Genomic DNA, 25,196 nt, shown 5'->3' on the forward strand with positions numbered 1-25,196 from the left:
AGGCCAGGTCCAAGTCTATAGTCCCGGCCAGGCAGGCACGGAGGAGTCCCGCCACCCCTTGACCGAAAATATACATATGCTTCAGGTCCCATACCGAAAGTGACTGGGCCCAGTGATGAAAGGTCAGAGCCAGGAGTCGGTGACCGGGCGGCGCCCTTGCGAGATCAGGTACTGATTGAAGTGGTCCCTCCACTTGGCCTGTGCCTGCCGCTGCCAGTCCATAAGGGAGTCCATGGTGATTCGGGCCACCTGGGGGAAGAGGGTGGTCATGGGCTTGATCAGGTCCACGGCCGCCACCGTATCCGCCGTGGCATTGTGGAAGTTGCCGTGGGGGATGACGCCGTAGTACTCGCTGGTCATTCCCAAGTTGCGGCGGCCCGACCGATGGGAGATCTCCCTGTCCAGAACAAGAGGGTCCACCACCAGCAGATCGCCCTCGCTCAGGGGCTTGACCGAACCCGCGCACCAGCGGGCGATGTCCCCGTCCAGCATCTGCACGTCGAAGGGGGCGTTGTAGGCCAGCAGGGGGATGCGCTTGTCCTGGGCGCGGGCGATGAGTCCGGCCATCTGCTCGGTGGCCAGCCCAGGCTCCATGCCCTCGGTGGCCAGCTGCTGATCGGTGAACCCGTTGACCCGACTGGCCCCCTTGCTGATATGCCGGTGCGGATTGACTACCCAGGTGGCTACTGCATCCCCTGAGTAGCCCTTGGTCGGGTCGCGCAGAACCAGGCTGGCCGAGACAATGCCGTCCTTGCCCGGTCTGGTACCCGTGGTCTCGGTGTCGAACCCCAGAAGCCAGGAATCCCCCAGGCGAGTCGATCCCTCCTGCTGCGGGGCGGACTCAAGCGCCTGCTCCATGCTTGTGTACTCGGTGTTTTCCATAAGAGTGATTTCTCCTTCGTCATTATGGTAACCGAGGAGCTACCGGCCCGCGACCGGGTCGGAACCGCAACGGGCGAGGGGGGATGGCACAATAGGGGTGTGGCAGATACCAGCGAACTCGAAAGCAGAAAACGTCAATTCGAGGCTCTGGCCATGCCTGCGGTCGATGTGCTCTACCGTCAGGCCATGCGCCTGACCAACAACCCGGATGACGCCCAGGATCTGGTCCAGGATACTTTCGAGCGCGGATTCAAGGCCTTTGACCGCTTCCAGCCCGGCAGCAACTTCGAGGCCTGGATGACCACCATCGAGCGCAATGCCTACTTCAACCAGTATCACAAGGCCAAGCGGCGTCCGCAAAGGGCCAACGACTCGACCGGCGAGTACAACGACTGGGACATCTATTCGGCCTCGGAGCACGGGTCCGAGGGGCTCAAATCCGCAGAGCAGGAATACATGGAGACCTTCGCTCCCAAGGAGATCATGGCCGCCTTGGACCGGCTCAGTCCGGAACGCCGGCGAGTCTTCATCGACGCCGCCATCGACGGCAAGAGCTACCAGCAGGTGGCCGACGAGGAGGGCATCAAGATCGGCACGGTCATGAGCAGGCTGAACCGTGCGCGCTCGCAGCTGCGCCAGGAGCTGGAGCGGTATGCCAAGGAGCGGGGCTACCAGCAGGAACACGGAGCTGCGGGCAAGCCCTCAGCGGAACGCCATGGACCTGCTGAGACCAGGCCTAGTATAAAAAAAGAGATCAGCAGCAAGGGGCACTGAGGGCCCCAGAAGATCGGGTATCAGGAAGCGGGCAGGAGCATGGACGGACGCGTGGAGATGAGTCACTACGCCTACGATGGCGGCGGCTCTGTCAAGGTGACCCACACCAGCCTGCGCATCTACCAGGATGCCTCCTGTGTGGACCCCAGCGACTGCTTCGATCCGGAATCCTGCTGCGATGATCGGGAGCGCATGGTCATCGAGGAGCTGCGCCGGTATCTGCGTCCCGAATGCGCACCGGACTGTCTGCTGGACCGGCTCAGGCACATGTTCGATCAGATGGATGAACTGGAGCAGGGGACGCCGGAGCACACTACGGACAAGTAGGCAAAGTCAAGTAAGCCCAGCCGGTTTCTTGACAGAGCATCGCTTCTGTCCGGCTATTCGGGCTATTGCAGGAATCATGGTCATGCCCATGCAGCCATGGTTTTTTTTTTTTATGCATATATGCAAAACCCCGGCACCGTTGGTGCCGGGGCAGACGATCAGGTGTTCGGCCTCTTGCCGTGGTTGGCGGCCTTCTTGCGGCGATCCCTGCGCTTGCGTCCGCGCATGCCCATGATTGGACTCCTTTGCTACTGATGAACCTATAAGCCTTGCCGATTATCGCACACCGGGCTGACCTTTGTCGACCAGCCAGGATGCTCAGACGCTGCTCAGACCTCTTGTGCCCGGTAACCCACCTGGGTGGTATAGATGGCGGCAGGCTGCAGAATGACCAGGTTCCGGCCGGTTCTGAAGGCGTTGGCATAGGCCGTCATGGGTTCCACGGCAACTCCGGCCGGGCGCATGCCCGCGTCGAAGCCGGTCCCCGTGCAGACCTGCCAGGAAGTGATGGTCTCATCGCCCCAGAGCTGAATGCGGATGCCGTCCGGCCGGGTGAACCAGGCCGAGCAGGTGCCGTCGTCGTCCCGCTCCACATCGGTCCAGGCATCGTCGAAGTTCGCATCCTCGCCCAGCACAGGACCCTGGCGCAGATCGGTCCGCCCCTGGACGGGTTCGGTGCCGGTGGGCAGCAGTCTGTCCGGATCTACCACCACGTGGGTGCGGCAGGGGATGGACAGGGTGCAGGGGGCGTTGTCCTTCTGAATCTGGTCACCGGCGCCCTGCTTGCCATTGGCCAGCCAGGGGTGGATGCCGAAGGCCCAGGGTGCGGCCTCATCGCCCAGGTTCAGGGCACGGGTGGTCATGGTCAGCCCCTGGTCGCCCAGGGTGTAGGTGACGGTGACCACTACGTCGAAGGGGTATCCGCCCATGTCCGGCACCCGCCAGGAGAGGCTGACGGAGTCCTCGGTCAGGGCTTGCAGCCGCCAGTAGGCCCGGTATCCGTACCCGTGAATGGCGGTGTTCCGGTCGTGCTCGTCGATGGGCAGGGTGTAGGTGTGGCCCTGGAATTCGTAGGTGCCGTCCTCGATCCGGTTGGGGAAGGGGACCAGCACGTTCCCATTGCTGCAGGGTACGGTTCCATCCGGGTCGAATGAGGCCAGCAGGTCCTTTCCCCGGTATTTCAGGACGCGCAGGATGGCTCCCAGCTCGGTCACCACCGCCTCGTAGTCCCCATGACGGATGCTGTACTGCTGTCCTGTCCGGGGCACGGCCCCGCCCATCATCTCGTTCGTATGCATGCTCCCACTTCCATAGTGCCGTTGATGCTTGGTACGCCACCATCCTAGCGCCTGGGTGGTCTTGGCTTCTTGGTGAAAAAGTGGCGGATGGACTACCGGGGTGCTCTCCGGCTTTCTACCATGAACTTGCATTGTCCGGAACCGTCCGGATTGACATCGATAAGGAGCGGTAGTGGCAGGATTTCGGACCACTGTGTGCGAACAGCCGACCCCACAGGGGCAGGGGCGGGTCATCCTGGCTGATCCGCGTGGGTTCTGCGCGGGGGTGGACCGTGCCATCCAGACTGTGCAGACCATCCTGGAGGCGGACAATCCCCACCAGAATCAGGGTCTGCCCCCGGTCTACGTGCGCCGGCAGATAGTTCACAACCGGCATGTGGTCGAGGACCTGTCCCGGCGAGGGGCCGTGTTCGTGGATGAGCTGGACCAGATTCCCGACCAGGCCGTCCGTGCCGGGGTACCTGTGGTCTTCTCGGCCCATGGAATCGCTCCCTCGGTCGTCAAGGAGGCCCAGCGACGCGGGATGCGCGTGGTTGATGCCTCATGCCCTCTGGTCAGCAAGGTCCACCGCGAGGTCCAGCGCTTCGTTCGCGACGGCTACTCGATTATCTACATAGGCCATCGGGGGCATGACGAGGCTATCGGAGTCATGGGGGAGGCCCCGGACCGGGTTTACCTGGTGGAGCATGAGGCCGATATTGAGGCTTTGGACTTCGGACCCGACACGCCGCTGGTCATGCTGACCCAGACCACTCTGAGCCTTGATGAGACCGCCGACCTGGCTGCAGCCCTGCGCCGACGCTTTCCCTGGATCCAGGAGCCGCCGGGCTCGGACATCTGCTACGCCACCCAGAACAGGCAGCAGGCGGTCAAGCTGGTGGCCGGCCAGGCGGACTGCATGATTGTGGTGGGGTCGGCCAACTCCTCCAATTCGGTGCGTTTGGTCGAGGTGGCCCGTCAGGCCCTGGATGCGCGTTTCCCCGGTCAGGGCCAGCGGAGGGCTCACCGAGTCGACGATGCTGGCGAGCTGGACCCGACCTGGCTGCAGGGCATGGATTCGGTAGGACTCACCTCGGGTGCTTCGGTTCCCGAAAATCTGGTTCAGGGGGTGCTGGAGACCCTGGCCTCCCGAGGGTTCACCCAGGTGACCCGGGAACGAGCAGTCGACGAGCATATGCACTTCGTCCTGCCCGCCGCCCTGCGCTCGGCACGGGCATCCAGGAAGGTTCCACAGGTTTCACAGCCCCAGAGCTAAGCTCCAGCGCTCAGGATTCCTCAGTCAGTGGCTAGAGGTGCGGTCTTGGCCTTGAGGACACGGATCAGATCCCGAGGGTCCAGCCCAAGGCTGATGCCGCGCTTGCCGCCGGAGACCATGATAGTCTCGAACTCCAATGCGTCCTGGTCCAGCACGGTCACGTGTTGGGTGCGCTGGCCGAAGGGCGAGATGCCGCCCAGGACGTATCCGCTCTCTCGTTCGGCCTGGGCCTTGTCGGCCATGCGGGCCTTCTTGGCTCCCACGGCGGCCGCCAGGTGCTTGAGATTCAGGTGGCCGGTCACCGGTACTATGCCGATGACCCGTTCCTTGCCCGTGTCGGCCATCAGGGTTTTGTAGACCGTGCGCGGGTCCAGGCCCAGCTTTTTGGCGGCCTCGATGCCGTACCCCTGGTCCATGTGGTCCGCATTGTGTTGATACTCGTGGATCGTGAAGGGAACCCCCAGACGCTCCAGCTGGGCCATGGCCGGAGTCGCGGCATCCGAGTCTGCCCGCTTCTTCTTGCTCATGACTCCATGCTAAGGTACTGACCGTTCAGGTAGGCTGAGGGGTGTCTTTGGTGCCATTGCGCGGAAAGGGTAGTCCATGACTGCTGTCAATGCCTGGCTGCTCGATGCTGTGACGGGCGGCTGGGGGCTGGCCGTGCTTTTCCTGGCCGCCTTCCTGGATGCCCTGATCATCCCCATACCCACGGAGCTTATGGTTTTGGCCACGGCTTCGGCCTTTCGGGCCTCGGGGCGACCCCTGCCCGTCCTGGTCTTTCTGGTATGCGCCCTGGCCTTCGCGGGCGGCGATGCCTGCACCTATGGGCTGGGGCGGCTGGTCCCGCTGAATCGGCTGGCCGTCTTCCGTGGCGCCGCAGGCAAGGCTGTGACCTCATGGGCCCACCGGGCCCTGCTGCAGGGAGGCGGATTCTTCACACTGGCCTCGCGCTTCGTTCCCTCGGGCCGGACCGTGGTCAATCTGACGGCCGGCGCGGCGCGGTATCCGCTGAACCGTTACCTGCCCCTGGCTGCACTGGCCGGTCTGCTCTGGTCCATATACATGTGGACCTTGGGGTATCTGGCCGCCTCTTGGCTGGAAAACAACCCTCTGGCCGTCATGGCCATCGGCTTTCTGGCGGGCATGGTCGTCGGCCTGGTCTGCGACCTGGCCATGCGGGCGCTCACCCGGAGGCGCTGATTATAAGCAAGGGGCCCGCCCCCGTAGGGAACGGACCCCGAAATCGCTATGGCCGGAGGAACCGGTCGGATGCTCAGTCGCCCAGTTCGGCGAAGTAGAGCAGGGTGCGGATCATGTTGCTGGTGAAGCCGTACTCGTTGTCATAGAAGGCAACGGTGCGGACCAGCTGGTCGTCACCATAGGTGTTGACATCGGTCTGCGTGGGATCGAAGATGCCACCGTGGGTGTCGCCGATCACGTCGGAGGAGACGATGCCCTCGTCGTTGTAGCCGAAGTAGTCCTTGCCCTCGAAGGCCTTCTTGGCGGCGTCGTTGATCTCGTCGACAGTGACCTTCTTGTCCAGGACGCAGGTCAGCTCGGTGACGGAGCCGGAGGGAACGGCCACACGCTGTGCATGGCCCTGCAGCTTGCCGTCAACGGAGGGAACGACCTTGCCGATGGCCTTGGCGGCACCGGTGGAGTGCTCGATGGTGTTGATGGCGGCGGCGCGGGTGTTGCGCGGCTTGTTGCCCTTGGGGCCGTCCAGCAGCATCTGGGAGCCGGTGTAGGCGTGGATGGTGGTCATGTAGCCGATGCGGATGCCGAAGTTGTCATCCAGCATCTTGACCATGGCGGCCAGGGAGCCGGTGGTGCAGGATCCGGCGGAGATGATCTTGTCGGAAGGCTTCAAGGTCTTCTCGTTGACGCCGTAGACCACGGTGGGCGTGGTGTCGTCCTTGGCGGGAGCGGAGATCAGAACCTTCTTGGCCCCGGCGTTCAGGTGGGCCTGGGACTTCTCGGAAGAGGTGTAGAAGCCGGTGCACTCCAGCACGTAGTCCACGCCGTCGTTCTTGACCCAGGGGATGTTGTTGGCATCCTTCTCGGCGTAGACCGGGATCTCCTTGCCGTCCACCACGATGGCGGTGTCGGTGGAGGTGACCGAAACATTGGTTCCGTCGTCGTGCCGGAAGGTGCCCTGGGTGCTGTCGTACTTGAGCAGATAGGCCAGAATGGCCGGGGTGGTCAGATCGTTGATGGCGGCAACCTCGATGTTGGAGGCGTCACCGCCACGGGCCTGGAGCTCAAAGATGCGCCGGAAGGCCAGACGACCGATACGTCCGAATCCGTTGATGCCAATCTTTACTGTCATTCAATTCTCCCTTGGAGATTGGCCGTATACAGCACAAAAATTACCGGACCGTATATGGCCGATTACTGATAACATCTCATAGTTTATAGAAACCTGTGTACTTATAGCAAGCGATTACGCGGGTTGTGCCGAGGAAAAAACGAACAAAAAAAATGGTAGATTTTGTTGTTTGTTTGCGCAACAAAACGATCAGGAATTGTGAGAATTTTCGTTCGTATCGGCCAGCCAATTCTCCCACTCCTGCTGACGGAATCCGACCAGGACATGCCGGCCATCCAGCAGGATGGGGCGTTTGACCAGCATGCCGTCGGTGGACAGCAGCTGCAGCGCCTGCTCCGTATCCATCTGCGGCAGGCGCTTGCTCAGGCCCTGGCTGCGATAGGCCTGACCCGAGGTGTTGAAGAATCGCCGAACGGGCAGGCCGCTCATGTTCAGCCATTCGGTCAGTTCCTCCTGGGTGGGGTGGTCACCCTTGATGTCTCTCTCGGTGAAGTCCACATTGTGGTCACGCAGCCAGGTGCGGGCCTTGGCGCAGGTGGAGCAGCGGTTGTAGCAGATGAAGAGCGGGTGCTCGGCTGTAGGTGTTGCTGTCATAAATTTTCCTTTCCAAGTGGGGTTTCCAGTCAAACGAGGCTCAGGCCAGTCGTCGGGAGGGCCGGGTTTCCAGGGAGCCTAGGTCGGCCTTGGGCACCAGGCTGGTGCTCCAGACCGGCGCGGGCGCCGAGGTGGGGTAGGTGACGAACACGGTTCCTTGTTTCAAGGCTATGTGTGCGGGCCTGCCGGGCAGGAACTCGTTGCTGACGCCGGTCACCTGCTGGTTGGTCATGGTCATGCCGTCCGTCTGGTATTTGAGGCCCTGCTCGACCACGCCCAGGGCCTGGTCGTCGGCAGCTAGGACGGAGACCATGGACCTGGGCGGGCAGTCCCAGGCGGGGAAGTCCAGGCTTCCGGGGCCAAGTGCCGTGACCAGCATCCCCTGGCCCCAGAGTTCAGCCCGGCCCCCGCTGGCTGCAATCAGATGGATCAGGTTCAGGTTGGCCAGCGTGTGGTCCATACGCCCGCCTAGTCCGCCGTATATAAGGAATCGTTGGCAGCCGCGCTGCCAGCCCGCCTTGACTGCGGCCAGCAGGTCCGTGTCGTCCTTTTCGGCGGGCAGGACCCGGCGGGGGATGTCTGTCCGCAGCTTTCTGCTGCCAGCGGGCAGGGAGTCGAAGTCGCCCACAACCAGGTCCGGCTCGTCCCCGTGCTCCAGGGCCGGCTCCAGTCCTCCGTCCGCAGCGATGACCAGGGCCTGTCCGCCGTGTGCAGTCTCTTCACCGAAGTACTGTCCGGCGCCCCAGATCCGGCAGAGCAGTGTCTGAGCAGACTGACTGTCATCCTGCATAAGATTCTTCTTTCTGCGCTCGCCCATTGGACGCGTCCCCATCATCCCAGACCAACCAGACGGATCAGGAAAATCAGCCACCCTTGCACCAGGGCCATGTAGGTCAGGGTGCCGCAGGCGATGCTGACCATCATGTTGCGCCAGCGCAGGTGGACCAGGGCTGTGACCAGCAGAGCCAGGGCTTCATAGAGCCCGTGGTCGCCTCCCACCAGGTCGGTGTGCCTTAACGAATAGACCACCAACAGTCCCATGACGGCGGCGGGCAGCAGGCGTCCCAGCCTGGTCACCAGGGCCGGCGGCCGACGCCCCTCCGGCCAGATTATGAAAGGCAGAAATCTGGTGGCCATGGTTCCCAGGACCACAATGCCTATGGTGATTAGTTGCTGTGCAGTGGTCATGAGGCCTCCCTTTGGCTGTGGAAGTCCAAGAGGATGAAGATGGCCAGGATGACCACCATGGACGGGATGATGAACCGGTCGGGTCCGAAGACCAGCAGGCAGACCAGCGAGGCCAGCAGACCGATCAGGGCCGGCAGGCGGGCCTCGGCCTGTCGCCACTGCTCCAGGAAGAGCACCAGGAACATGGCGGTCAGCACGAAATCCAGCCCCCTGGTGTCGAAGTTCGCCAGGTTGCCCAGCACGGCACCCAGGGTCGCGCCGCCCACCCAGTAGATCTGGTTGAGCAGGGTGACGAAGAAGAGGTACCAGCCCTTGTCGGTTCCGGCAGGATGAGGATCGGCGGACTCCAGAGCGAAGGTCTCATCACACATGCCGAAGATCAGGTAGGGCTTCTTCCGGCCTGTCCCTCGAAAGACCGGCAGCATGGCCAGGCCATAGAAGAGGTGCCGTGCATTGACCATCAGGGTCAGCATCAGCGCACCCCAAGGATTGAAGGTGGACAAGAGCAGATCCACGGTCACGAATTCCATGGACCCGGCGTAGATCAGGGCGCTCATGGCCAGCGGGTAGATCACCGGGAATCCACGGCTGGTCATCAGAAAACCGTAGGAGATCCCCAGCACCAAAAATCCGGCCATGATGGGCAAGGTCCGTGGGAAGGCCGCAGCCAGGGAGCCCGGGATGGTTCCGGAGGCCTTGGCATCTTCGTCTGCCTCTTCCTGCTCGTGCTGCATGACCCGCCTCCTGACTTCGATTTGGAGATGGTCATATGATAATCGCCTCTCGCGCCGCAGGGGCAGGCCGGTCGACAATGTGAGAAGGCTGTCAAGACGTAACAGGGTCGGAATAGGCGCTCTCCGGCTCCTGTTGAGCCTAGCAAAGGTAGAGGTATGCGAGGAGGAATCATGGATAAGAACAAGATTTCGACCAACAACCCGGCCACGGTCGTTCTGGCTGGAGGATGCTTCTGGGGCATCGAGCGGTTCTTCCAGGAGGTGGACGGGATCATCGACACGCAGGTGGGATATGCCCAGTCCACAGTGCCCAACCCCAGCTATGAGCAGGTCTGCAGCGGTGTCACCGACGCTGTGGAGAGCGTGCGGCTGACCTATGATCCCCAGACGGTCAGTCTGCGGACCCTGACCCTGCTCCTGTTGGATCTGATCGACCCCTTCTCGGTGGATCGGCAGGGTAACGACCGGGGCCGGCAGTATCGAAGCGGCTTCTACTGGGACCCCGAGCATCGAGAGCAGGAGGAGCCCGTCTTTCGGCGAGCCTTGGAGGAACTGGAGCGCAGGACCGGCCGTCATCCTGCTGTGCAGGTGGAGGCCCTGATCAACTTCTATCCGGCTGAGGAGTCCCACCAGGACTACCTGCTCAAGAACCCCGGCGGATACTGCCACATCCCGCTGGAGGCCATTGCCAACGCCGCCTCCCGCCAGCGCTACATCGAGCGCATCTGGTCCCTGGATCCTGAAAGCTACGAGGTGACCCAGCACGCGGCCACCGAGCGGCCCTTCGCCAACGCCTACGACGGGGAGTTCCGCCCCGGCATCTATGTGGACGTGGTCAGCGGGCAGCCGCTCTTCTCATCCGTGGACAAGTACGATTCCGGATGCGGCTGGCCCGCATTCACCAAGCCCATCGATCCCGACCTGCTGGTCAACCGCAAGGACTACAAGCTGCTGGGTCGGCCTCGGATCGAGGTGCGGACGGCACAGACCGGCATCCATCTGGGGCACGTTTTCGACGACGGTCCGGCCGACCGTGGCGGGCAGCGCTACTGCATGAACTCCGCCGCTCTGCGATTCGTGCCGCGGAACCGGATGGAAGAGGAGGGCTACGGCGACTATCTGCCCCTGGTGGACCGAGCAGCCGCCTGACCAGGCCCGGTCCTGAGGGTTGTGTTATACTGCTACTCGGCTTGAGAAATCAAGAAAGCGGATGATCCCACCTGGGGGCCTTCCATGGCTTCGGGTTCGACCTGCGCCGGTGACGGTCGGCCGTCATCATGCACGGTGCAGGTATTGGCTGTTTCACTGCCATACGGCTGCGATAGTCATGTTCGAAACTATGGGTTCTTCGCTGGGCAGTGGATGTTGTGGTATTTGAGAAGGAGTCATCATTAGCGACGAACCAAGGATTAACGACGATATACGAGTGTCTCAGGTACGCCTGATCGGGCCCAACGGCGAGCAGGTGGGAATCATTGCGACCTCCGTCGCCCTCAACCTGGCCAAGGAGGCCAACCTTGACCTGGTCGAGGTTGCGCCCAAGGCCAAGCCTCCGGTCGCCAAGCTCATTGATTACGGCAAGTTCAAATACAACGAGAAGATCAAGGCTCGTGAGGCGCGCCGCAACCAGAGCATGTCGGAGATCAAGGAGATCCGCTTCAGATTGAAGATCGACGACCACGACTTCGAGGTCAAGGAGGGGCACGTGCGCCGCTTCCTGTCCGCCGGGGACAAGGTCAAGGTCACCATCATGCTGCGTGGGCGCGAGCAGTCCCGGCCCATCGGCGGCGTGGAGCTCCTGCGCAAGCTGGCTGACGACGTCGCGGATCTGGGCTCCATCGAGTTTGCCCCCAAGCAGGAGGGGCGCAACATCATCATGACCCTCTCGCCCAAGGGCAAGAAGGTCCACACCCAGTCCGAGCAGCGTCGGCGGGGCGGCCAGGCCCGTGCCGAGCGCAAGGCCCGTCAGGCGGCCCATCTGGCTGCCAAGGCCGACAACAATACTTCTCCCAAGCAGATGAAATCCAAGGAGGGCAGCAATGCCGAAGATGAAAAGTAACTCCGCCGCATCCAAGCGCGTCCGGACCACGGGTTCGGGCAAGCTCATGCACGCCGGGACCGGTATGCGCCACAATCTGGAGCACAAGTCGGCCAAGAAGCGTCGTCACCTGTCCACTGACGAGGTGCTCGCTCCGACCCAGTCCAAGAACATGAAGAGGATGCTGGCCCGCTGAGCGGGTGCAGTCGCGTCGAGTGAGATTTTAGAAAGCTGAGGAATATCTATGGCACGAGTCAAGCGGGCAGTCAACGCGCATAAGAAGCGTCGGGTCGTCCTGGAACGGGCGTCAGGCTACCGTGGCCAGCGCTCCCGTCTCTACCGCAAGGCCAAGGAGCAGCTGCTCCATTCATATACATACAACTTCCGGGACCGCAAGGCCCGCAAGGGCGACTTCCGCAAGCTGTGGATCCAGCGCATCAACGCCGGATGCCGCGCCCAGGGAATCACCTACAACCGCTTCATCCAGGGGCTGCGCCTGGCGGGGATCGAGCTGGACCGCCGTGCCCTGGCCGACCTGGCCGTCAACGACATCGACACCTTCAATGCCATCGTGGCCGAGGCCAAGAAGGCCCTGCCTGCCGATGTGAACGCTCCGGTCGCTGCCTGATCAGCGGACCTGAACACCGTATTGCAAGAACCTCGCCTTTCGCGAGGTTCTTTGCATATTTGACCATTCCTCAGGGGGACGGTAAGTTGATTGACGACAATGATGCCGGGAGCCGCCATGAACGATGATCACAGCCTAGACGCGTCGGCAGGCCAGGCCAGTCCATCACAGAGCAGCGATAGATTCAAGCAAGCCAGAATCAATAAGTCGCGCCCTATCCTTAGGTCGCGGGTTTTTCTCTATGTGACGGAGTTTTTCTCGGGGATGGCGGTCATGGCCGCAGAGTTGGGGGCCTCCCGTCTGCTGGCCCCTTACTTCTCGTCCTCCCAGATCGTGTGGACCATCATCATCGGGACCATCATGATCGCCCTGGCCCTGGGTGCCGTCGTCGGCGGCCGCTGGGCCGACAGGAATCCAGACCCGGACAGGCTCTACCTGTGCATCATGGCCGCGGCCGTCTGGATCGCCCTGATCCCCCTGGTCGGCAAATATCTGATCATCCTGATCTCGGGACTGCTGATCGTGGCCGTCTCCACGAACTTCCTGGTCCTGGCGGCCTTCATCTCCTGCCTGATTATCTTTGTTCCGCCCCTCTTCCTCCTGGGCACCATCACCCCCGGCCTGGTCAAGAGCGCCACCGACTCCCTGGACGACAACGCTTCGGTGGTCGGCCGGCTCAGTGCCTGCAACACCGCAGGATCCATCCTGGGCACCTTCCTGCCTACCTTCGTGACCATCCCGGCCGTGGGGACCTTCGTCACCTTTCTGATCTTCTCCGGGATACTGCTCCTGGTGGCCTTGGTCTATTTTCTTTCCTCCCAGGTGCACCGTCTGGCCTGCCTGATCGCCACGGTGGCCTTTGTGGTCTCGGCCGCCCTGTCGCCGATGACGGGGTTCGCCTTCTGGGAGAAGGGCCTGGCCTACGAGGGCGAGTCCATCTACAACTACCTGCAGGTCAAAACCCTGGCGGACAGAACCATCCTTTCCACCAACGTGCTCTTCGGTGTCCAGTCGGTGACCATGAAGCACCCCGGGATGACCGGCATGTACTACGACACGGCCCTGGCGGCACCGCTCATGGCCGATCAGGCCCGCTCGGCCCTGATCCTGGGGATGGGGACCGGAACTTACGCCCGGCAGCTGAAGCGGTACTATCCCCGGATGGCCATCCAGGGGGTGGAGATCGACCAGTCCATCAGCAGTCTGGCCCTCAAATATTTCGATCAGCCCGCCGATATTCCGGTTTCCACATACGACGGCCGAGCCTGGCTGGCGGCCACGCACCGGTGCTACGACCTGATCATGGTCGATGCCTATCAGGACATCACCATACCCTTCCAGATGAGCTCCACCGAGTTCTTCAACCTGGTCAGGAAGCACCTGAATCCGGGCGGGGTCATAGTGGTCAACATGAACATGATCGACGACGGTAAGGGGTCCATCAATGCAGCCCTGACCAATACCATCACCAGTGTTTTCGGATCCGATGCCATTCTGACGGCCGACGTACCCCAGACCACCAATCGCGAGCTCTTTGCGCGTCGTCCCGCCTCTGATGATTCCTCAGGAACAGGGGGTGTCAAGAAGGCGGCGATGAGGGACTACCCGGGTTCCGATCTGCTGGCGGAGGCTGCCGCCAGGGTCAGCCCTAATCCGGACCTGTCCCAGATGATGGAGCAGGTCAGCTCCCGCCTGAGCACGGTTGGGGATGCGAAGGGAAGGGTATTGACCGATGACAATGCGCCGGTGGAGCTGCTGGGCATGCACGCCATCGACGGCATCATCAACAGGGAGGCCGGCCCCTACCGACGGATTCTTCAGCAGGAGGGGATTCAAGGACTGATCCGGGAGGTCTCCTGAGTGTTCGCCCCAATCTTACGCGCGTTGGAAGCATGGAAACAGGGGAGCATAGCGTTAGACTATGGCCTGAGACCAGCACTGATGAAGAGAACCGGAGGTTAAGCGGTAGTGGACGGTGATCATCAGGAGGGGCTGACCGCATTGTTGGATCAGTTCCTGGCCTACACCGGTCTGGAGCGGGGTCTTGCCCCCGCCACGGTCAAGGCTTATAAGTCCGATCTGACCATGTACATCAACTGGTTGTCCGGCCGTGGCATCACCAGCCTGGAGCAGATTCAGACCGCCGATGTGGAAGGGTTTCTTGCCCATCTGGCCGACGAGAGTCCAGCCAGCCGCTCGCGGAGGATGGCCGCCGTCCATGAGTGGCATCGGTTCGCCCTCAAGCAGGGGGTGACCGACCAGGATGTCTCCCGTACCGTCAAGGCCCCCAAGGGCACCTCGGCCCTGCCCGATGTGCTGGACGTGGACCAGGTGGCCCGACTGCTGGATGTGGCCGCCATGGGCGGGTCCAAGGATCCGGTGGTCCTGCGGGACAAGGCCCTGCTGGAATTCATGTACGCCACCGGTTGCCGGGTCTCGGAGGCTGTCGGCACCAACCTTGAGGACATGGACCTGCACGAGCGGGTGGTCCGTCTGACCGGCAAGGGCGACAAGCAGCGTCTGGTGCCCATGGGCTCCTACGCCTGCCAGGCCATGCAGACCTACTTGAATCTGGGGCGGTCCAGCCTGTGTAATCGGGCCACCAAGGGCAGGGAGCTGCGGGCCGTCTTCCTCAACAAGCGGGGCAAGCGGCTGACCAGGCAGACGGTCTGGCAGGTGGTCAGGGATGCCGGCCGCCGGGCGGGATTGAACAGGCCCCTGCACCCCCACACCCTGCGGCACTCCTTCGCCACTCATCTGCTGGAGGGAGGCGCCGATGTGCGTTCGGTCCAGGAGTTGCTGGGCCACGCTTCGGTGACCACGACGCAAATCTATACACACGTCAGCCCCCAGGCCCTGATGGAGACCTACCAGACGGCCCATCCTCGCGCTCGCTGACCCGCCAACCCGCGAATCCGCTCGGAAACTTGATAGGGTAGAGGCATGCCTACGGATTTGTTAGGGCGCGAGTATGAGACGTTCGCTGCCCCGGAGCCTTTGAAACAGCACGGCCCGGCCCGTGTCCTCGCCATGTGCAACCAGAAGGGCGGCGTGGGCAAGACCACCTCATCGATCAACATCGCTGGGGCCATGTGCCAGTATGGGCGACGGGTGCTGATCGTGGACTTTGACCCCCAGGGTGCGGCCACCGTGGGTCTGGGCATCAATGCCAACAGCGTGGACAACACCATTTACACCGCCATGTTCGACACCTCCCTGGATGTTCACGAGGTGGTCCGGCACACCCGTTTTGACGGTCTGGACATCATCCCGGCCAACATCGATCTGTCAGCCGCCGAGATTCAGCTGGTCACCGAGGTCGGCAGGGAACAGGCCCTGGCGGCCACCATCCGGCCCTTGCGGCAGGAGTATGACGCCATCATCATCGACTGCCAGCCCTCGCTCGGTCTGCTGACCGTCAACGCGCTGACCGCCGCGGACGGGGTCATCATTCCCGTGGCGGCCGAGTTCTTCGCCCTGCGCGGCGTGGCCCTGCTCATGCAATCCATAGAGAAGGTCCGCAGCCGCATCAACCCCGACCTGCAGGTTTACGGAGTACTGGTCACCATGTACACCAAGACCCTGCATTCGGATGAGGTGCTTCAGCGCATATACGAGGCTTTCAAGGACAAGGTCCTGCACTCCATCATCAGCCGGTCCATCAAGCTGCCCGACGCCACGGTGGCCGGTGAGCCCATCACCATGTTCGCCCCCGAGCACAAGACCGCCAAGGAGTATCGGGAGGTCGCCCGGGAGCTGATTGCCCGCGGCATCGTGGCGTGAGCGGATCAGCGGACGGCTTCGCCGTCGATCTGGATGTCTACCAGGGACCCTTTGACCTGCTGTTGGGCATGCTGGCCAACCGAAAGCTCTCGCTGACGGAGGTCTCTCTGGCATCCATCACCGGGGAATTTCTGGACTATGTGCGCACCCTGGACTTCAGCCAGGGCCTGGACCAGGCCAGCGCTTTCCTGGATGTGGCCTCGGTTCTGGTGGAGGCCAAGAGCGCTGCCCTCCTGCCTGTGGAGGACGAATCCATGCGCGACCAGGCCTCCATGGATGCCCTCCGGGAGCGTGATCTGCTCTTTGCCAGGCTCCTGCAGTACCGGGCCTTCAAGCAGGCGGGGCAGGACTTTCGAGCCAGGCTGGCCGCCAACTCGGGCCGCTACCCACACCCCGGCCATCTGGAGCCCCAGCTGGCTCATTTGCTACCTGATCTGGTCTGGACCTTGAAGCCGGAGGATCTGGCCCTGCTCTGCGCCAACGCCCTGGTCAACGCTCCGGCCTCAGAAGTTAGGCTGGACCAGCTGCACGTGCCCTTGGTCGACCTGAACAAGGAGGCCGATCAGGTTCGCCGGGCCCTGCTGGCAGAGCCTGGTCAGCCGGTGGCCTTCGCCGATCTGGTTGCCTCCTCCAAGGGTCGGGCTCAGGTGGTGGCCCGATTCCTGGCGGTGCTGATCTTCTTTCGGCAGGAGCTGATCCAGTACCGTCAGGATGGCCCCTACCAGCCGCTCTACCTGCGCTGGGTTGGGCCGACACAGGAGCCGGAAACGGCCTTGATCAGTGAGGGGGACTTCGCATGAGCCAATCCTCGGCTCCCGATACCCGTCCCGAATATGTGGACTTCGACGTGCAGGACTTTCCCGGTGGACTGGCCGCCTGTCTGGAGGCCATTCTGGTGGCCACGGACCGGCCTCTGACTGCAGAGGATTTCTCCCGGGTGCTGGCCGTGGATCCGGGCCCGGTCAATGCCGCCCTGGAATCGCTGGCCGAGTCCTATGGCGACCGAGGGTTCGAACTGCGTCGGACCGCCCGGGGCTGGCAGCTGACCAGCCGGGCTGCCTACCAGCCCGTGGTGGCGGCCTTCGTCAAGGACGGCCAGACGGCACGGCTCTCCCAGGCGGCCCTGGAGGCCTTGGCCATCGTGGCCTACCGCCAGCCCATGACCCGTGCCCAGGTGGGTCAGATTCGCGGGGTCAATTCGGACGGAGTCATCCGGGCCCTGCTGGTGCGCGGCCTGGTTCGCGAGGAGGGCCTGGACGAGCAGACCCATGCCGCCCTGCTGGTCACCACTGACCTTTTCCTTGAACGGATGGGTCTGCAATCCCTGGAGGATCTGCCCTCCCTGGCTCCCTTCCTGCCCGACGAGGATTCGGCTCTGGCCCAAGCACATGAGGAGCTGTCCGGGCAACTTCAGTCCCCGGATCCGACCCAGGGTTCGCCCCAGGGCGAGGAACAGTGATCGCCTGTCACACAAGGCGGTTACACTTGTCTCTGTTTGTCCAATTCCTGGACCACGCCAACCGGCAGTCAGGCCGGTGGAGGCATGGATAGCATTCACGAGAATGAGGTTTTGATGGCGGTACGCGGCGATATACGAAATGTGGCGATTGTGGCACACGTTGACCACGGCAAGACCACCCTGGTCAACGCCATGCTGCAGCAGTCGCACGTCTTCTCCGAGCGGGAGGAGGTGCCCGACCGGGTCATGGACTCCAACGACCTGGAGAAGGAGAAGGGCATCACCATCCTGGCCAAGAACACCGCCGTCAAGTACACAGGCCCCCTGGCTGCCAAACTGGGCCAGCCCGACGGCATCACCATCAATGTGGTGGACACCCCCGGCCACGCTGACTTCGGCGGCGAGGTGGAGCGCGGCATCTCCATGGTCGACGGCGTGGTGCTGCTGGTGGACGCCTCCGAGGGACCCCTGCCCCAGACCCGCTTCGTCCTGCGCAAGGCCCTGGAGGCCAAGCTGCCCGTCATTTTGGTCATCAACAAGACCGACCGTCCCGATGCCCGCATCTCCGAGGTGGTCTCCGAGTCCACCGATCTACTCCTGGGTCTGGCCCAGGATGTGAGCGAGGAGGGAGTGGATCTGGATCTGGATTCCCTCCTGGACCTGCCGGTGATTTACTGTGCAGCCAAGGCCGGCAAGGCCTCCGTCAATCAGCCCGCCGACGGCGCTGTGCCCGACAACGACGATCTGGAGCCCCTCTTCGAGGCCATCCTGAACAACATCCCCGCCCCGGAGTACGAGGAAGGCGCCCCCCTGCAGGCCCACGTGACCAACATCGACGCCTCCGACTACCTGGGCCGTCTGGGCCTGGTGCGCATCTACAACGGCACCCTGACCAAGGGCCGCCAGTATGGTCTGTCGCGCGTGGACGGGTCCATCGAGAACTTCAAACTGACCGAGATCCTGCGGACCAAGGGCCTGCAGCGCTTCCCGGTGGATGAGGCCGGCCCCGGAGACATCGTGGCTGTGGCAGGTGTGGAAGACATCATGATCGGCGAGACCATCGTCGACCAGGACGATCCCCGCCCCTTGCCTCTGATCCACGTGGACGACCCGGCTGTCTCCATGACCTTCGGCACCAACGATTCGCCCCTGGCCGGCACCGAGGGCAAGGATCACAAGCTGACCGCCCGTATGCTCAAGGACCGTCTGGACCGGGAGCTGATCGGCAACGTCTCCATCAAGGTGTTGCCCACCGACCGCCCTGACGCTTGGGAGGTCCAGGGCCGTGGCGAGCTGGCCCTGGCCATCCTGGCCGAGCAGATGCGCCGCGAGGGCTACGAGCTGACCGTGGGCCGCCCCCAGGTGGTCACCAAGACCGTGGACGGCAAGCTTCAGGAGCCCATGGAGTCCGACACCATCGACGTGCCCGAGGAGTATATGGGTGCTGTCACCCAGCTCATGGCCGATCGCAAGGGCCGTATGGAGACCATGACCAACCATGGCTCCGGCTGGGTCAGGATGCAGTTCACCGTGCCCTCCCGTGGCCTCCTGGGCTTCCGCACCGCCCTGCTGACCGCCACCCGCGGCACCGGCATCTCTTCGTCGATTTCCGCCGGCTATGCCCCCTGGGCGGGGGACATCAAGACCCGGCAGAACGGGTCCATGGTCTCCGACCGCTCCGGCAAGGCCAGCCCCTACGCCATGCAGAAGCTCCAGGCCCGCGGCGAGTTCTTCGTCAAGCCCCAATCGCCCGTCTACGAGGGGCAGATCGTGGGCATCAACAACAAGCCCGGCGACCTGGACATCAACATCACCCTGGAGAAGCACATGACCAACATGCGTTCCTCCACCGCCGACGTGCTGGAGACCCTGACCCCGCCCATCGACATGAGCCTGGAGGAGTCCCTGGACTTCGCCAACGATGACGAGTGCGTGGAGGTGACGCCCGAGTCCATCCGCGTGCGCAAGATCATCCTGGACAGGGATGCCTGGTACAAGTGGAACGCCCGCCAGCGCAGGGCCAACAAGAAGTAAGCCTTCTCTCACAATCTGAACAGTCCGACCCGGCCGCCCCACGGTGACCGGGTCGGACTAGTCTTGAACCCATGAAGTCTCAGGTTTCCAAATCCAAGGACCAGGCCGCCTCCCATTCGACGGGGGAGTCTGGCAAGGCAAGTCTCGTCCGCTGCCTGCTGGGACTGCCCATCGGTCTGGCTGTTGGCGTGCTGGGAACCCTGGTCCAGCGTTCCGGGGCCGCCCAGGGTCTGCCCTGGGGGATGCTCCTGGCCTATCTGCTGGTGGCTCTGGCCTCCTGGTGGGTCCGTTGCGACAGCGGCACCATGGGTCTGGCCCTGCATCTGGTGGCCTCGACGGTCACGGTCTGGCTGCTCTCCATGCGAGGGCCGGGCGGTGATGTGCTCATGCCCTACGCCAACTTCCCCACATTCTTTGCCAAGTATGCGGTCTTCCTCTGGATGGGTGGACTGGTCCTTATCCAGACCCTGGCCATCTGCCTGCCGGCCTCCTGGTTTGCTGACGGTCCCCTGCGTCGTCATGGGCGATCCGCATGAGCCAGGCTGCTTCAGAATCACCGGCGACTGTGCCCGAGCGGGTTTCCTTGCACTTCCTGGGTCCCGAGGGGACCTTCACCCATCAGGCCGCCCTTGAGGCCGCCAACCTCATGGAGACAAGGCTGGGCTGCCAGGCGAATCTGAGGTCCTGCACGGATGCGGCCGCCATTGTGGCTGCCGTGGAGGAGGGCCGAGGCTGGGGGGTGCTGGCCTGGGAGAACAACGTGGAGGGGCATGTGGTGCCCAACATGGATGCCCTGATCGACGCTGAATCGGTAGCGGGTTTCGGCATGGTCCGCCTGCCCATCATCTTCGATGCCTTCGTCCGGGCCGACCATGGCCCCCTGCGCCAGGTGGGTGCCCACCCTCATGGACTGGCCCAGTGCAAGGGTTTCATCAAAGAGACCGGCCTGAATCCGGTGACGGCCAACTCCAACGCTGCGGCCTGCCGTGATCTGGGCCCCGATCAGGTGGCTCTGGGTCCGCGCATCTGCGGGAGCCTTTACGGACTGAAGACCTACCGGCGTGAGGTTCAGGACTATCAGGGGGCCCGCACCGACTTTCTTATGCTGGCTCCCCGGGATCAGGCCGCCGGGCTGGCACACCGCCTGGCGCCGGGTGGGGATTTCGAGTCCATCGTCACCTTCATTCCCCTGAATACCGGGCCGGGCGTGCTGGCCAACCTGCTGGACCGCCTGCGCGATGCGGGCCTGAACATGACCTCGTTCATGTCCCGGCCCATCAAGGGGCACGACGGGACCTACAGCTTCGTAGCCAGCATCGACGCCGCACCATGGCAGAAGGGTCTGCATCAGGTGCTGGCCGACCTGCTGGAAAGGGGGGACTGGCTCAAGACCCTGGCGGTCCATCCGCGCACCCCGCATCCGGCGCCCCCCATCCGTGAATGGATGCTGCCCAGGGCGGGGGCCTTCCGGGGCGAGGACCCCGATTCCGAGACGATCAACAAGGAGTTGTTATGGTAGACGAATCCACGCCCTTCCCGCACATGGACCTGTCAGGGCCCGAGCATATGCACCCCATGGCGGGCATGGCCGCCTCGCCGGTGCTGACCTCGGCCCATAAGATTGCCGTGGCTGGGCTGGGTCTGATCGGCGGATCGTTGGCCCGTCGCCTGGCCGCCCGGGGTCGGTTCGTGATCGCATGGAACCATAATGACCGCCCCTATGAGCAGGCCCGCAGCCAGGGGATTCACTGCGTGGACACTCTGGAGGAGCTGGCCAAGGGCAAGGCAGATGTGCTGGTTCTGGCCACTCCCTTGCGTGCCATGCCCGACGTGCTCCAGGTCCTGGCTCCGGTGCTGACCCCTGGCACCACCCTGACCGACGTGGGCAGCGTCAAGGGTCCGGTCCGCAGGCAGGTCGAACAGGCCGGTCTGGCGGATCGTTATGTAGGCGCCCATCCCATGGCCGGCAGCGAGGGCTCCGGATACGAGGACTCGGACCCGGCCATGCTGGAGGATGCTCTCTGGGCCCTCTGCATAGATGAGCATACGGACTACAGCCGCTTCCTGACTGTGGCCGACATGGTCACCCAGGGGCTGGGCAACCGGCTGATAGCCCTGGATGATGCCACCCATGACCGGGCTGCGGCACTGATCTCGCACATGCCCCATGTGGTGGCCACCGCCCTGGCCAACATGCTGACAAGGTCGCCTGACCGTCGTGTGGCCTCGGCCTTGGCGGCCGGATCCTGGCGGGATATGACCCGTGTGGCCCTGACCGATCCTGAGCGGACCCGGGCCATGGTGGAGGAGAACGCCCACCAGGTGGCCGACCTTCTGGATGCCTTGGTCAAGAATCTGCAGGGCATGGCTTCCCTCTTGCGGGACCAAGGGTCGGAGGCCGACGAAAAGCGTCGGGACTTCTTCCTTCAGGCGGATCCCTTCCGGCGCTACAAGGCTGCCTTGGGCGACCAGGAGCAGATGTCCACCACTGATTTGGAACTGGATCCGCAGGAGGGCAACTGGCGGCAGGAGCTGTTGGATTCGGCCCTGCGCGGGGAGCAGGTCTCGGCCTTCTTGACCACCAGTCGGGCCCGGGTGCTGCACCCGCCGGTCATCGATTGAGACCGGGAGGGTCCGGCCGGGGCGAACGGCGTTCCGGAACCGGCTTCAGCGCCACCATGTCTGCCGCCTGAAGGGTCACGCGCTCCCCGGGACGCGACCCATTGGCCGCCGGGTCCCTGTCCAGGATCAGCCGATGTCCGTCCCAGTCGACCACATGGCCCACGTAGTCGCGGAACTTGGGCCTTCCGTCATCCGGGTCCGACCCCAGGGCAATCCTGACTACCAGCCGTGCTCCGGCGGGTATGGTTGCTGGCAAACGCATGGCCATCCACCTCCTGGGTCAGTATCGCCTGCGGCTGCGACGAGGGTGTAAGCGCCTAGACTGTATTGCACATGCAACACAGTCAAGCGAAGGGAGCGCCCGTAGTGGACCAGGATTTGCAGGACTTTACCGACTATCTTTCCCGGGTGGCAGGCAAGAGTCCCAACACCGTGCGTTCCTACCGGGCCGACCTGGCGGGCTTCCTGCACCTGATGCACCTGCATGGCATCGATGATCCCGCACAGATCGACCTTGCCACCATCAGATCCTGGCTGGCTCACGAAGCCGCAACTCACGCCCGCTCGACCATGGCCAGGAAAACGGCCGCACTGAGGTCCTTCTTCGGTTGGCTGAGCCGACACGGCCGGATCGAGACCGACCCCACCCTGGCCCTGAGCAGCCCCAAGCAGTCCGAGCATCTTCCTCGGATCCTGACGCATGACCAGGCCCGCACTCTGATGGATACGGTCGACCAGGATCCGGTCGAGCCCCGGGAGGATGAGGAAGTTCAAGCGGCCCTGCAGGTGCGGGACGCGGCCATGCTGGAGCTGCTGTACGCCACGGGCATGCGTGTGGCCGAGCTCTGCGGACTGGATCTGGATGACGTGAACAGGCACAGCCGTACCGTAAAGGTTCTGGGCAAGGGATCCAAGGAGCGGGTTCTGCCCTATGGCCTGCCTGCCGATCGTGCCCTGGATCACTGGCTGGGGGAGGGGCGACCGGTCCTTGCGGGTGCAAGGGCCCAATCGGCCCGCAAGGCAGGTCGGGCCCTCTTCCTTGGTCAGCTCGGCGGCAGGATTGGCCAGCGTCAGGTCCGCAAGGTGGTCCACCAGGCGGCCGGTCAGGCCGGGGTGCCCGACATTGCCCCCCATGCCCTGCGGCACTCGGCTGCCACGCATATGCTGGATGGGGGAGCAGATCTGCGCGAGGTTCAGGAGATGCTGGGTCACTCCTCCTTGCGAACCACCCAGCGCTACACCCACGTATCCATCGAGCAGCTGCGGGCACGGTACAAGCAGGCTTTTCCAAGGGCCTGAGATTCGGCAAGTGAGACGAGACTTGTCCTGTGAAACATCCTGGTACCAGAATATGGCCTATCGCAGCCTACACGTCAGTCCAGGAACCTCGAAGTGTATGCGCGAGAATGAGGACCGGCTAAAGGGAGCAGCAGCAATGAAAAAGGGTTCACAGCTTACGCTCGTATCCGCGACCATCTGCACCTTGGCGCTCTTGGCCAGCGGCTGCGGCAGTGGCAGCAGCGGTACCAACACCGAAGGTACCGAGCAATCGTCCAGCGGTCAGTCCAGCAGCAACGTCTTGGTTTCGGTCCACGGATGCGAGCCGGCCCAACCGCTCATTCCCAGCGGTACAGCGGAGAGCTGCGGCGGGCAGGTTGTTGATGCCATCAACTCCAGGCTGATTCGCTTTGACGACCAGGGCAAGGCCCACAATGATCTGGCCTCGGAGATAAAAGGGAACGATGACATGTCCCAGTACAGGATCACCCTGGCTGACGGGCGCAGGTTCTCGGACGGCACTCCCATCACCGCCAAGTCCTTCACCAGGGCCTGGTCCTGGGCAGCCAATGTGAACAACGGCCAGCTGAATGCCAGCTTCTTCGCCAATATCAAAGGCTTTGATGACCTGCAGAAGCAGGGTGTATCTGCGGATGCCCAGTTCTCCGGATTGAAGGTCATCGATGACAAGACCTTCACTGTGGACCTCAGCTCGCCCTCGTCCACCTTCCCCATCCAGGTGGGCTATAGCGCCTTCGCGCCGCTGCCTGAGTCCTTCTACAAGGATCCCAAGGCCTATGGGGAGAACCCGGTCAGCTCGGGTCCCTACAAGTTTGAGTCCTGGCAGCACAACGCCATGGTCAAGCTCCGCAAGAACAGTGATTACGGCGGGGAGGTCAAGGTCCAGAACGGCGGCATTGACTACAAGGTCTACACTGACATGGGTTCGGCCTATTCCGATGTGCAGGCGGGCAACCTGGATGTGATTGACAGAATTCCCACCTCTGCTGTCAAGACTTTCATGACCGACAGCATGGTTCAGGGCTACAACAAGCCTGGTTCCGTCCTGCAGATGTTCACCATCCCGACCACCATGGAGCACTTCGGTCAGGATCAGGAGGGCCACCTGCGTCGTCAGGCCATCTCCATGGCTCTGGACCGCAAGATGCTGATCGACAAGGTTCTGGGCGGTCTGGGTGTGCAGCCCACCGACTTCACTGCGCCGACAATCCCGGGCTATGCCAAGAACCTCAAGGGTTCGGACAACATCAAATTCAACGCCAAGAAGGCCAAGGAGTACTGGGCCAAGGCCGATGCCATCAGCCAGTGGCCGGCTGACAGGAGCTTCCGGATGCTCTACAACGCCGATGGCGGCTCCAAGGATTTCTATGACGGCATGGCCAATTCCATCAAGAACACGCTCGGTATCAAGGCCGAGGCCACTCCTGTGCCCACCTTCAGCGAGTTCCGTGGCAACATCAAAAAGCGCCTCTACAACGGTGCGGCCTTCAGATCCTCCTGGTCGCCGGACTACCCCTCTCCTGAGAGCTATCTGATGAGCAACTTCGCCAGCTCTGCGGCCGATGGCAACGGGTCCAACGACGGCGATTACAAGAATCCCAAGTTCGATGCGTTGCTGAAGCAGGCTGCCAAGGCCAAGGACACCAATGAAGCCAACAAGTTCTTCCAGCAGGCCGAGGAGATCCTTCTGCAGGACATGCCGGCTGTGCCGCTCTACAACCCCACCAACAATGGTGCCTCCGCCAAGAAGGTCCATGGGATGCGTCTGGGCTGGGACGGTTACCCGATTTTCGCGGAGCTTTCCAAGGACCAGTGATGTCAAGCAGCTGCTGGTCTGAGACCGGCAAATGAGATGAGACTTGCTTTACGAAACATCTTCGTACCAGAATATGGCGTAATGTGGCTTACACGTCAGTCAGGGATCCTTGAGGTTCGGTCATCCCAGTGTTCCT

Annotated in this window: 29 protein-coding genes; 19 read left to right on the forward strand and 10 right to left on the reverse strand. The window is 62.9% G+C overall.

Features of this window, described 5'->3' with window-relative positions; translation table 11 throughout:
- Positions 1-123: 123 nt before the first annotated feature.
- The gene (locus ACNAOV_RS02885; RefSeq protein WP_416517889.1) at positions 124-882 is read right to left on the reverse strand and encodes an exonuclease domain-containing protein; all 759 of its coding nucleotides are present in this window, start codon (positions 880-882) and stop codon (positions 124-126) included.
- A gap of 153 nt (positions 883-1,035) precedes the next feature.
- Between ACNAOV_RS02885 and ACNAOV_RS02890 the strand changes: the two genes are divergently transcribed.
- Positions 1,036-1,656: a sigma-70 family RNA polymerase sigma factor gene (locus tag ACNAOV_RS02890; protein ID WP_416518135.1), complete on the forward strand. Its 621-nt coding sequence runs from the start codon at positions 1,036-1,038 to the stop codon at positions 1,654-1,656.
- A 39-nt stretch (positions 1,657-1,695) separates the two neighbouring features.
- Positions 1,696-1,983, forward strand: coding sequence for a hypothetical protein (locus tag ACNAOV_RS02895; protein ID WP_416517890.1), 288 nt, complete (start codon positions 1,696-1,698; stop codon positions 1,981-1,983).
- 158 nt (positions 1,984-2,141) lie between these two features.
- On the opposite strand, the gene ACNAOV_RS02900 is transcribed toward ACNAOV_RS02895, so the two are convergent.
- Together ACNAOV_RS02900 and ACNAOV_RS02905 are read right to left on the reverse strand one after the other, a co-directional pair.
- Positions 2,142-2,216 (reverse strand): 50S ribosomal protein bL37, encoded by a 75-nt coding sequence (locus ACNAOV_RS02900; protein WP_099327425.1) that lies wholly within the window; start codon positions 2,214-2,216, stop codon positions 2,142-2,144.
- Between the two features lie 96 nt (positions 2,217-2,312).
- On the reverse strand, positions 2,313-3,281 hold the full coding sequence (locus ACNAOV_RS02905) for an aldose 1-epimerase family protein (RefSeq protein WP_416517891.1): 969 nt from the start codon (positions 3,279-3,281) through the stop codon (positions 2,313-2,315).
- 172 nt (positions 3,282-3,453) lie between these two features.
- Here ACNAOV_RS02905 and ACNAOV_RS02910 point away from each other — a divergent pair, with 172 nt between their 5' ends.
- Positions 3,454-4,536: a 4-hydroxy-3-methylbut-2-enyl diphosphate reductase gene (locus ACNAOV_RS02910; protein WP_416517892.1), complete on the forward strand. Its 1,083-nt coding sequence runs from the start codon at positions 3,454-3,456 to the stop codon at positions 4,534-4,536.
- A gap of 20 nt (positions 4,537-4,556) precedes the next feature.
- Here the strand turns inward: ACNAOV_RS02910 and ybaK are convergent, their stop codons facing one another.
- Positions 4,557-5,063: a Cys-tRNA(Pro) deacylase gene (ybaK, locus tag ACNAOV_RS02915; RefSeq protein WP_416517893.1), complete on the reverse strand. Its 507-nt coding sequence runs from the start codon at positions 5,061-5,063 to the stop codon at positions 4,557-4,559.
- Positions 5,064-5,139: 76 nt separating this feature from the next.
- Here ybaK and ACNAOV_RS02920 point away from each other — a divergent pair, with 76 nt between their 5' ends.
- Positions 5,140-5,736 carry a DedA family protein gene (locus ACNAOV_RS02920; RefSeq protein ID WP_416517894.1) on the forward strand — a complete coding sequence of 199 codons (597 nt, stop codon included), beginning with the start codon at positions 5,140-5,142 and terminating at the stop codon, positions 5,734-5,736.
- Positions 5,737-5,809: 73 nt separating this feature from the next.
- Here the strand turns inward: ACNAOV_RS02920 and gap are convergent, their stop codons facing one another.
- The 5 genes from gap to ACNAOV_RS02945 form a co-directional block, all read right to left on the reverse strand.
- A complete protein-coding gene (gene gap, locus ACNAOV_RS02925) occupies positions 5,810-6,865 on the reverse strand; it encodes a type I glyceraldehyde-3-phosphate dehydrogenase (RefSeq protein ID WP_154313394.1) in 1,056 nt (351 codons plus the stop codon).
- 189 nt (positions 6,866-7,054) lie between these two features.
- On the reverse strand, positions 7,055-7,459 hold the full coding sequence (locus tag ACNAOV_RS02930; RefSeq protein ID WP_416517895.1) for an arsenate reductase family protein: 405 nt from the start codon (positions 7,457-7,459) through the stop codon (positions 7,055-7,057).
- A 40-nt stretch (positions 7,460-7,499) separates the two neighbouring features.
- Complete coding sequence (locus ACNAOV_RS02935) at positions 7,500-8,249, reverse strand: thiamine diphosphokinase (RefSeq protein ID WP_416517896.1); 750 nt, start codon at positions 8,247-8,249, stop codon at positions 7,500-7,502.
- 41 nt (positions 8,250-8,290) lie between these two features.
- A complete protein-coding gene (locus ACNAOV_RS02940) occupies positions 8,291-8,647 on the reverse strand; it encodes a branched-chain amino acid transporter permease (RefSeq protein WP_416517897.1) in 357 nt (118 codons plus the stop codon).
- Positions 8,644-9,381 (reverse strand): AzlC family ABC transporter permease, encoded by a 738-nt coding sequence (locus tag ACNAOV_RS02945; RefSeq protein WP_416517898.1) that lies wholly within the window; start codon positions 9,379-9,381, stop codon positions 8,644-8,646. The genes ACNAOV_RS02940 and ACNAOV_RS02945 overlap by 4 nt, the downstream gene beginning before the upstream one ends.
- Positions 9,382-9,552: 171 nt before the next feature.
- Between ACNAOV_RS02945 and msrB the strand changes: the two genes are divergently transcribed.
- The 13 genes from msrB (at position 9,553) to ACNAOV_RS03010 (ending at position 21,945) form a co-directional block, all read left to right on the forward strand.
- Positions 9,553-10,530 (forward strand): peptide-methionine (R)-S-oxide reductase MsrB, encoded by a 978-nt coding sequence (msrB, locus tag ACNAOV_RS02950; protein WP_416517899.1) that lies wholly within the window; start codon positions 9,553-9,555, stop codon positions 10,528-10,530.
- A gap of 238 nt (positions 10,531-10,768) precedes the next feature.
- On the forward strand, positions 10,769-11,440 hold the full coding sequence (gene infC, locus ACNAOV_RS02955; protein WP_029676114.1) for a translation initiation factor IF-3: 672 nt from the start codon (positions 10,769-10,771) through the stop codon (positions 11,438-11,440).
- On the forward strand, positions 11,421-11,615 hold the full coding sequence (gene rpmI, locus ACNAOV_RS02960) for a 50S ribosomal protein L35 (protein WP_015021617.1): 195 nt from the start codon (positions 11,421-11,423) through the stop codon (positions 11,613-11,615). The genes infC and rpmI overlap by 20 nt, the downstream gene beginning before the upstream one ends.
- Positions 11,616-11,663: 48 nt before the next feature.
- Positions 11,664-12,047 (forward strand): 50S ribosomal protein L20, encoded by a 384-nt coding sequence (gene rplT / locus ACNAOV_RS02965; RefSeq protein ID WP_110451910.1) that lies wholly within the window; start codon positions 11,664-11,666, stop codon positions 12,045-12,047.
- Positions 12,048-12,320: 273 nt separating this feature from the next.
- On the forward strand, positions 12,321-13,907 hold the full coding sequence (locus ACNAOV_RS02970; RefSeq protein WP_416517900.1) for a spermidine synthase: 1,587 nt from the start codon (positions 12,321-12,323) through the stop codon (positions 13,905-13,907).
- 108 nt (positions 13,908-14,015) lie between these two features.
- Positions 14,016-14,945, forward strand: coding sequence for a site-specific tyrosine recombinase XerD (xerD, locus tag ACNAOV_RS02975; protein ID WP_416517901.1), 930 nt, complete (start codon positions 14,016-14,018; stop codon positions 14,943-14,945).
- 45 nt (positions 14,946-14,990) lie between these two features.
- The gene (locus ACNAOV_RS02980) at positions 14,991-15,830 is read left to right on the forward strand and encodes a ParA family protein (RefSeq protein ID WP_029677993.1); all 840 of its coding nucleotides are present in this window, start codon (positions 14,991-14,993) and stop codon (positions 15,828-15,830) included.
- Positions 15,827-16,630, forward strand: a complete 804-nt coding sequence (locus ACNAOV_RS02985; protein WP_416517902.1) for a segregation and condensation protein A — start codon at positions 15,827-15,829, stop codon at positions 16,628-16,630. The genes ACNAOV_RS02980 and ACNAOV_RS02985 overlap by 4 nt, the downstream gene beginning before the upstream one ends.
- A complete protein-coding gene (scpB, locus tag ACNAOV_RS02990) occupies positions 16,627-17,289 on the forward strand; it encodes an SMC-Scp complex subunit ScpB (RefSeq protein WP_416517903.1) in 663 nt (220 codons plus the stop codon). The genes ACNAOV_RS02985 and scpB overlap by 4 nt, the downstream gene beginning before the upstream one ends.
- 114 nt (positions 17,290-17,403) lie before the next feature.
- Positions 17,404-19,323, forward strand: coding sequence for a translational GTPase TypA (gene typA / locus ACNAOV_RS02995; protein WP_198205934.1), 1,920 nt, complete (start codon positions 17,404-17,406; stop codon positions 19,321-19,323).
- A 71-nt stretch (positions 19,324-19,394) separates the two neighbouring features.
- Positions 19,395-19,859, forward strand: a complete 465-nt coding sequence (locus tag ACNAOV_RS03000) for an alcohol dehydrogenase (RefSeq protein WP_416517904.1) — start codon at positions 19,395-19,397, stop codon at positions 19,857-19,859.
- Positions 19,856-20,842: a prephenate dehydratase domain-containing protein gene (locus ACNAOV_RS03005; RefSeq protein WP_416517905.1), complete on the forward strand. Its 987-nt coding sequence runs from the start codon at positions 19,856-19,858 to the stop codon at positions 20,840-20,842. Before ACNAOV_RS03000 ends, ACNAOV_RS03005 begins: the two co-directional genes overlap by 4 nt.
- A gap of 65 nt (positions 20,843-20,907) precedes the next feature.
- Positions 20,908-21,945, forward strand: a complete 1,038-nt coding sequence (locus tag ACNAOV_RS03010) for a prephenate dehydrogenase (protein ID WP_416518136.1) — start codon at positions 20,908-20,910, stop codon at positions 21,943-21,945.
- Here ACNAOV_RS03010 and ACNAOV_RS03015 read toward each other — a convergent pair.
- The gene (locus ACNAOV_RS03015) at positions 21,935-22,207 is read right to left on the reverse strand and encodes a DUF6725 family protein (protein WP_416518137.1); all 273 of its coding nucleotides are present in this window, start codon (positions 22,205-22,207) and stop codon (positions 21,935-21,937) included. The two genes, ACNAOV_RS03010 and ACNAOV_RS03015, sit on opposite strands and share 11 nt — an antisense overlap.
- A gap of 71 nt (positions 22,208-22,278) precedes the next feature.
- On the opposite strand from ACNAOV_RS03015, the gene ACNAOV_RS03020 reads away from it, so the two are divergent.
- On the forward strand, positions 22,279-23,244 hold the full coding sequence (locus tag ACNAOV_RS03020) for a tyrosine recombinase XerC (RefSeq protein WP_416517906.1): 966 nt from the start codon (positions 22,279-22,281) through the stop codon (positions 23,242-23,244).
- A gap of 136 nt (positions 23,245-23,380) precedes the next feature.
- Positions 23,381-25,060, forward strand: coding sequence for a peptide ABC transporter substrate-binding protein (locus tag ACNAOV_RS03025; protein WP_416517907.1), 1,680 nt, complete (start codon positions 23,381-23,383; stop codon positions 25,058-25,060).
- The last annotated feature ends 136 nt before the right edge of the window (positions 25,061-25,196 follow it).

This window comes from Bifidobacterium asteroides (assembly GCF_048001765.1).
Classification (GTDB): domain Bacteria; phylum Actinomycetota; class Actinomycetes; order Actinomycetales; family Bifidobacteriaceae; genus Bombiscardovia; species Bombiscardovia asteroides_K.

Bases quoted from the DNA above. Each gene is read 5' to 3' on its own strand.
- ACNAOV_RS02980 (WP_029677993.1), top strand. From the start codon at position 14,991: ATGCCTACGGATTTGTTAGGGCGCGAGTATGAGACGTTCGCTGCCCCG.
- ACNAOV_RS03010 (WP_416518136.1), top strand. From the start codon at position 20,908: ATGGCCGCCTCGCCGGTGCTGACCTCGGCCCATAAGATTGCCGTGGCT.
- scpB (WP_416517903.1), top strand. From the start codon at position 16,627: ATGAGCCAATCCTCGGCTCCCGATACCCGTCCCGAATATGTGGACTTC.
- ACNAOV_RS03020 (WP_416517906.1), top strand. From the start codon at position 22,279: ATGCAACACAGTCAAGCGAAGGGAGCGCCCGTAGTGGACCAGGATTTG.
- ACNAOV_RS02930 (WP_416517895.1), bottom strand. From the start codon at position 7,459: ATGACAGCAACACCTACAGCCGAGCACCCGCTCTTCATCTGCTACAAC.
- rpmI (WP_015021617.1), top strand. From the start codon at position 11,421: ATGCCGAAGATGAAAAGTAACTCCGCCGCATCCAAGCGCGTCCGGACC.
- ACNAOV_RS02940 (WP_416517897.1), bottom strand. From the start codon at position 8,647: ATGACCACTGCACAGCAACTAATCACCATAGGCATTGTGGTCCTGGGA.
- ACNAOV_RS03005 (WP_416517905.1), top strand. From the start codon at position 19,856: ATGAGCCAGGCTGCTTCAGAATCACCGGCGACTGTGCCCGAGCGGGTT.
- gap (WP_154313394.1), bottom strand. From the start codon at position 6,865: ATGACAGTAAAGATTGGCATCAACGGATTCGGACGTATCGGTCGTCTG.
- ACNAOV_RS02935 (WP_416517896.1), bottom strand. From the start codon at position 8,249: ATGCAGGATGACAGTCAGTCTGCTCAGACACTGCTCTGCCGGATCTGG.
- typA (WP_198205934.1), top strand. From the start codon at position 17,404: ATGGCGGTACGCGGCGATATACGAAATGTGGCGATTGTGGCACACGTT.
- ACNAOV_RS02920 (WP_416517894.1), top strand. From the start codon at position 5,140: ATGACTGCTGTCAATGCCTGGCTGCTCGATGCTGTGACGGGCGGCTGG.
- msrB (WP_416517899.1), top strand. From the start codon at position 9,553: ATGGATAAGAACAAGATTTCGACCAACAACCCGGCCACGGTCGTTCTG.
- ybaK (WP_416517893.1), bottom strand. From the start codon at position 5,063: ATGAGCAAGAAGAAGCGGGCAGACTCGGATGCCGCGACTCCGGCCATG.
- ACNAOV_RS02905 (WP_416517891.1), bottom strand. From the start codon at position 3,281: ATGCATACGAACGAGATGATGGGCGGGGCCGTGCCCCGGACAGGACAG.
- ACNAOV_RS03015 (WP_416518137.1), bottom strand. From the start codon at position 22,207: ATGCGTTTGCCAGCAACCATACCCGCCGGAGCACGGCTGGTAGTCAGG.
- rplT (WP_110451910.1), top strand. From the start codon at position 11,664: ATGGCACGAGTCAAGCGGGCAGTCAACGCGCATAAGAAGCGTCGGGTC.
- ACNAOV_RS02970 (WP_416517900.1), top strand. From the start codon at position 12,321: ATGGCCGCAGAGTTGGGGGCCTCCCGTCTGCTGGCCCCTTACTTCTCG.
- ACNAOV_RS02895 (WP_416517890.1), top strand. From the start codon at position 1,696: ATGGACGGACGCGTGGAGATGAGTCACTACGCCTACGATGGCGGCGGC.
- ACNAOV_RS03000 (WP_416517904.1), top strand. From the start codon at position 19,395: ATGAAGTCTCAGGTTTCCAAATCCAAGGACCAGGCCGCCTCCCATTCG.
- ACNAOV_RS02890 (WP_416518135.1), top strand. From the start codon at position 1,036: ATGCCTGCGGTCGATGTGCTCTACCGTCAGGCCATGCGCCTGACCAAC.
- ACNAOV_RS03025 (WP_416517907.1), top strand. From the start codon at position 23,381: ATGAAAAAGGGTTCACAGCTTACGCTCGTATCCGCGACCATCTGCACC.
- ACNAOV_RS02945 (WP_416517898.1), bottom strand. From the start codon at position 9,381: ATGCAGCACGAGCAGGAAGAGGCAGACGAAGATGCCAAGGCCTCCGGA.
- ACNAOV_RS02885 (WP_416517889.1), bottom strand. From the start codon at position 882: ATGGAAAACACCGAGTACACAAGCATGGAGCAGGCGCTTGAGTCCGCC.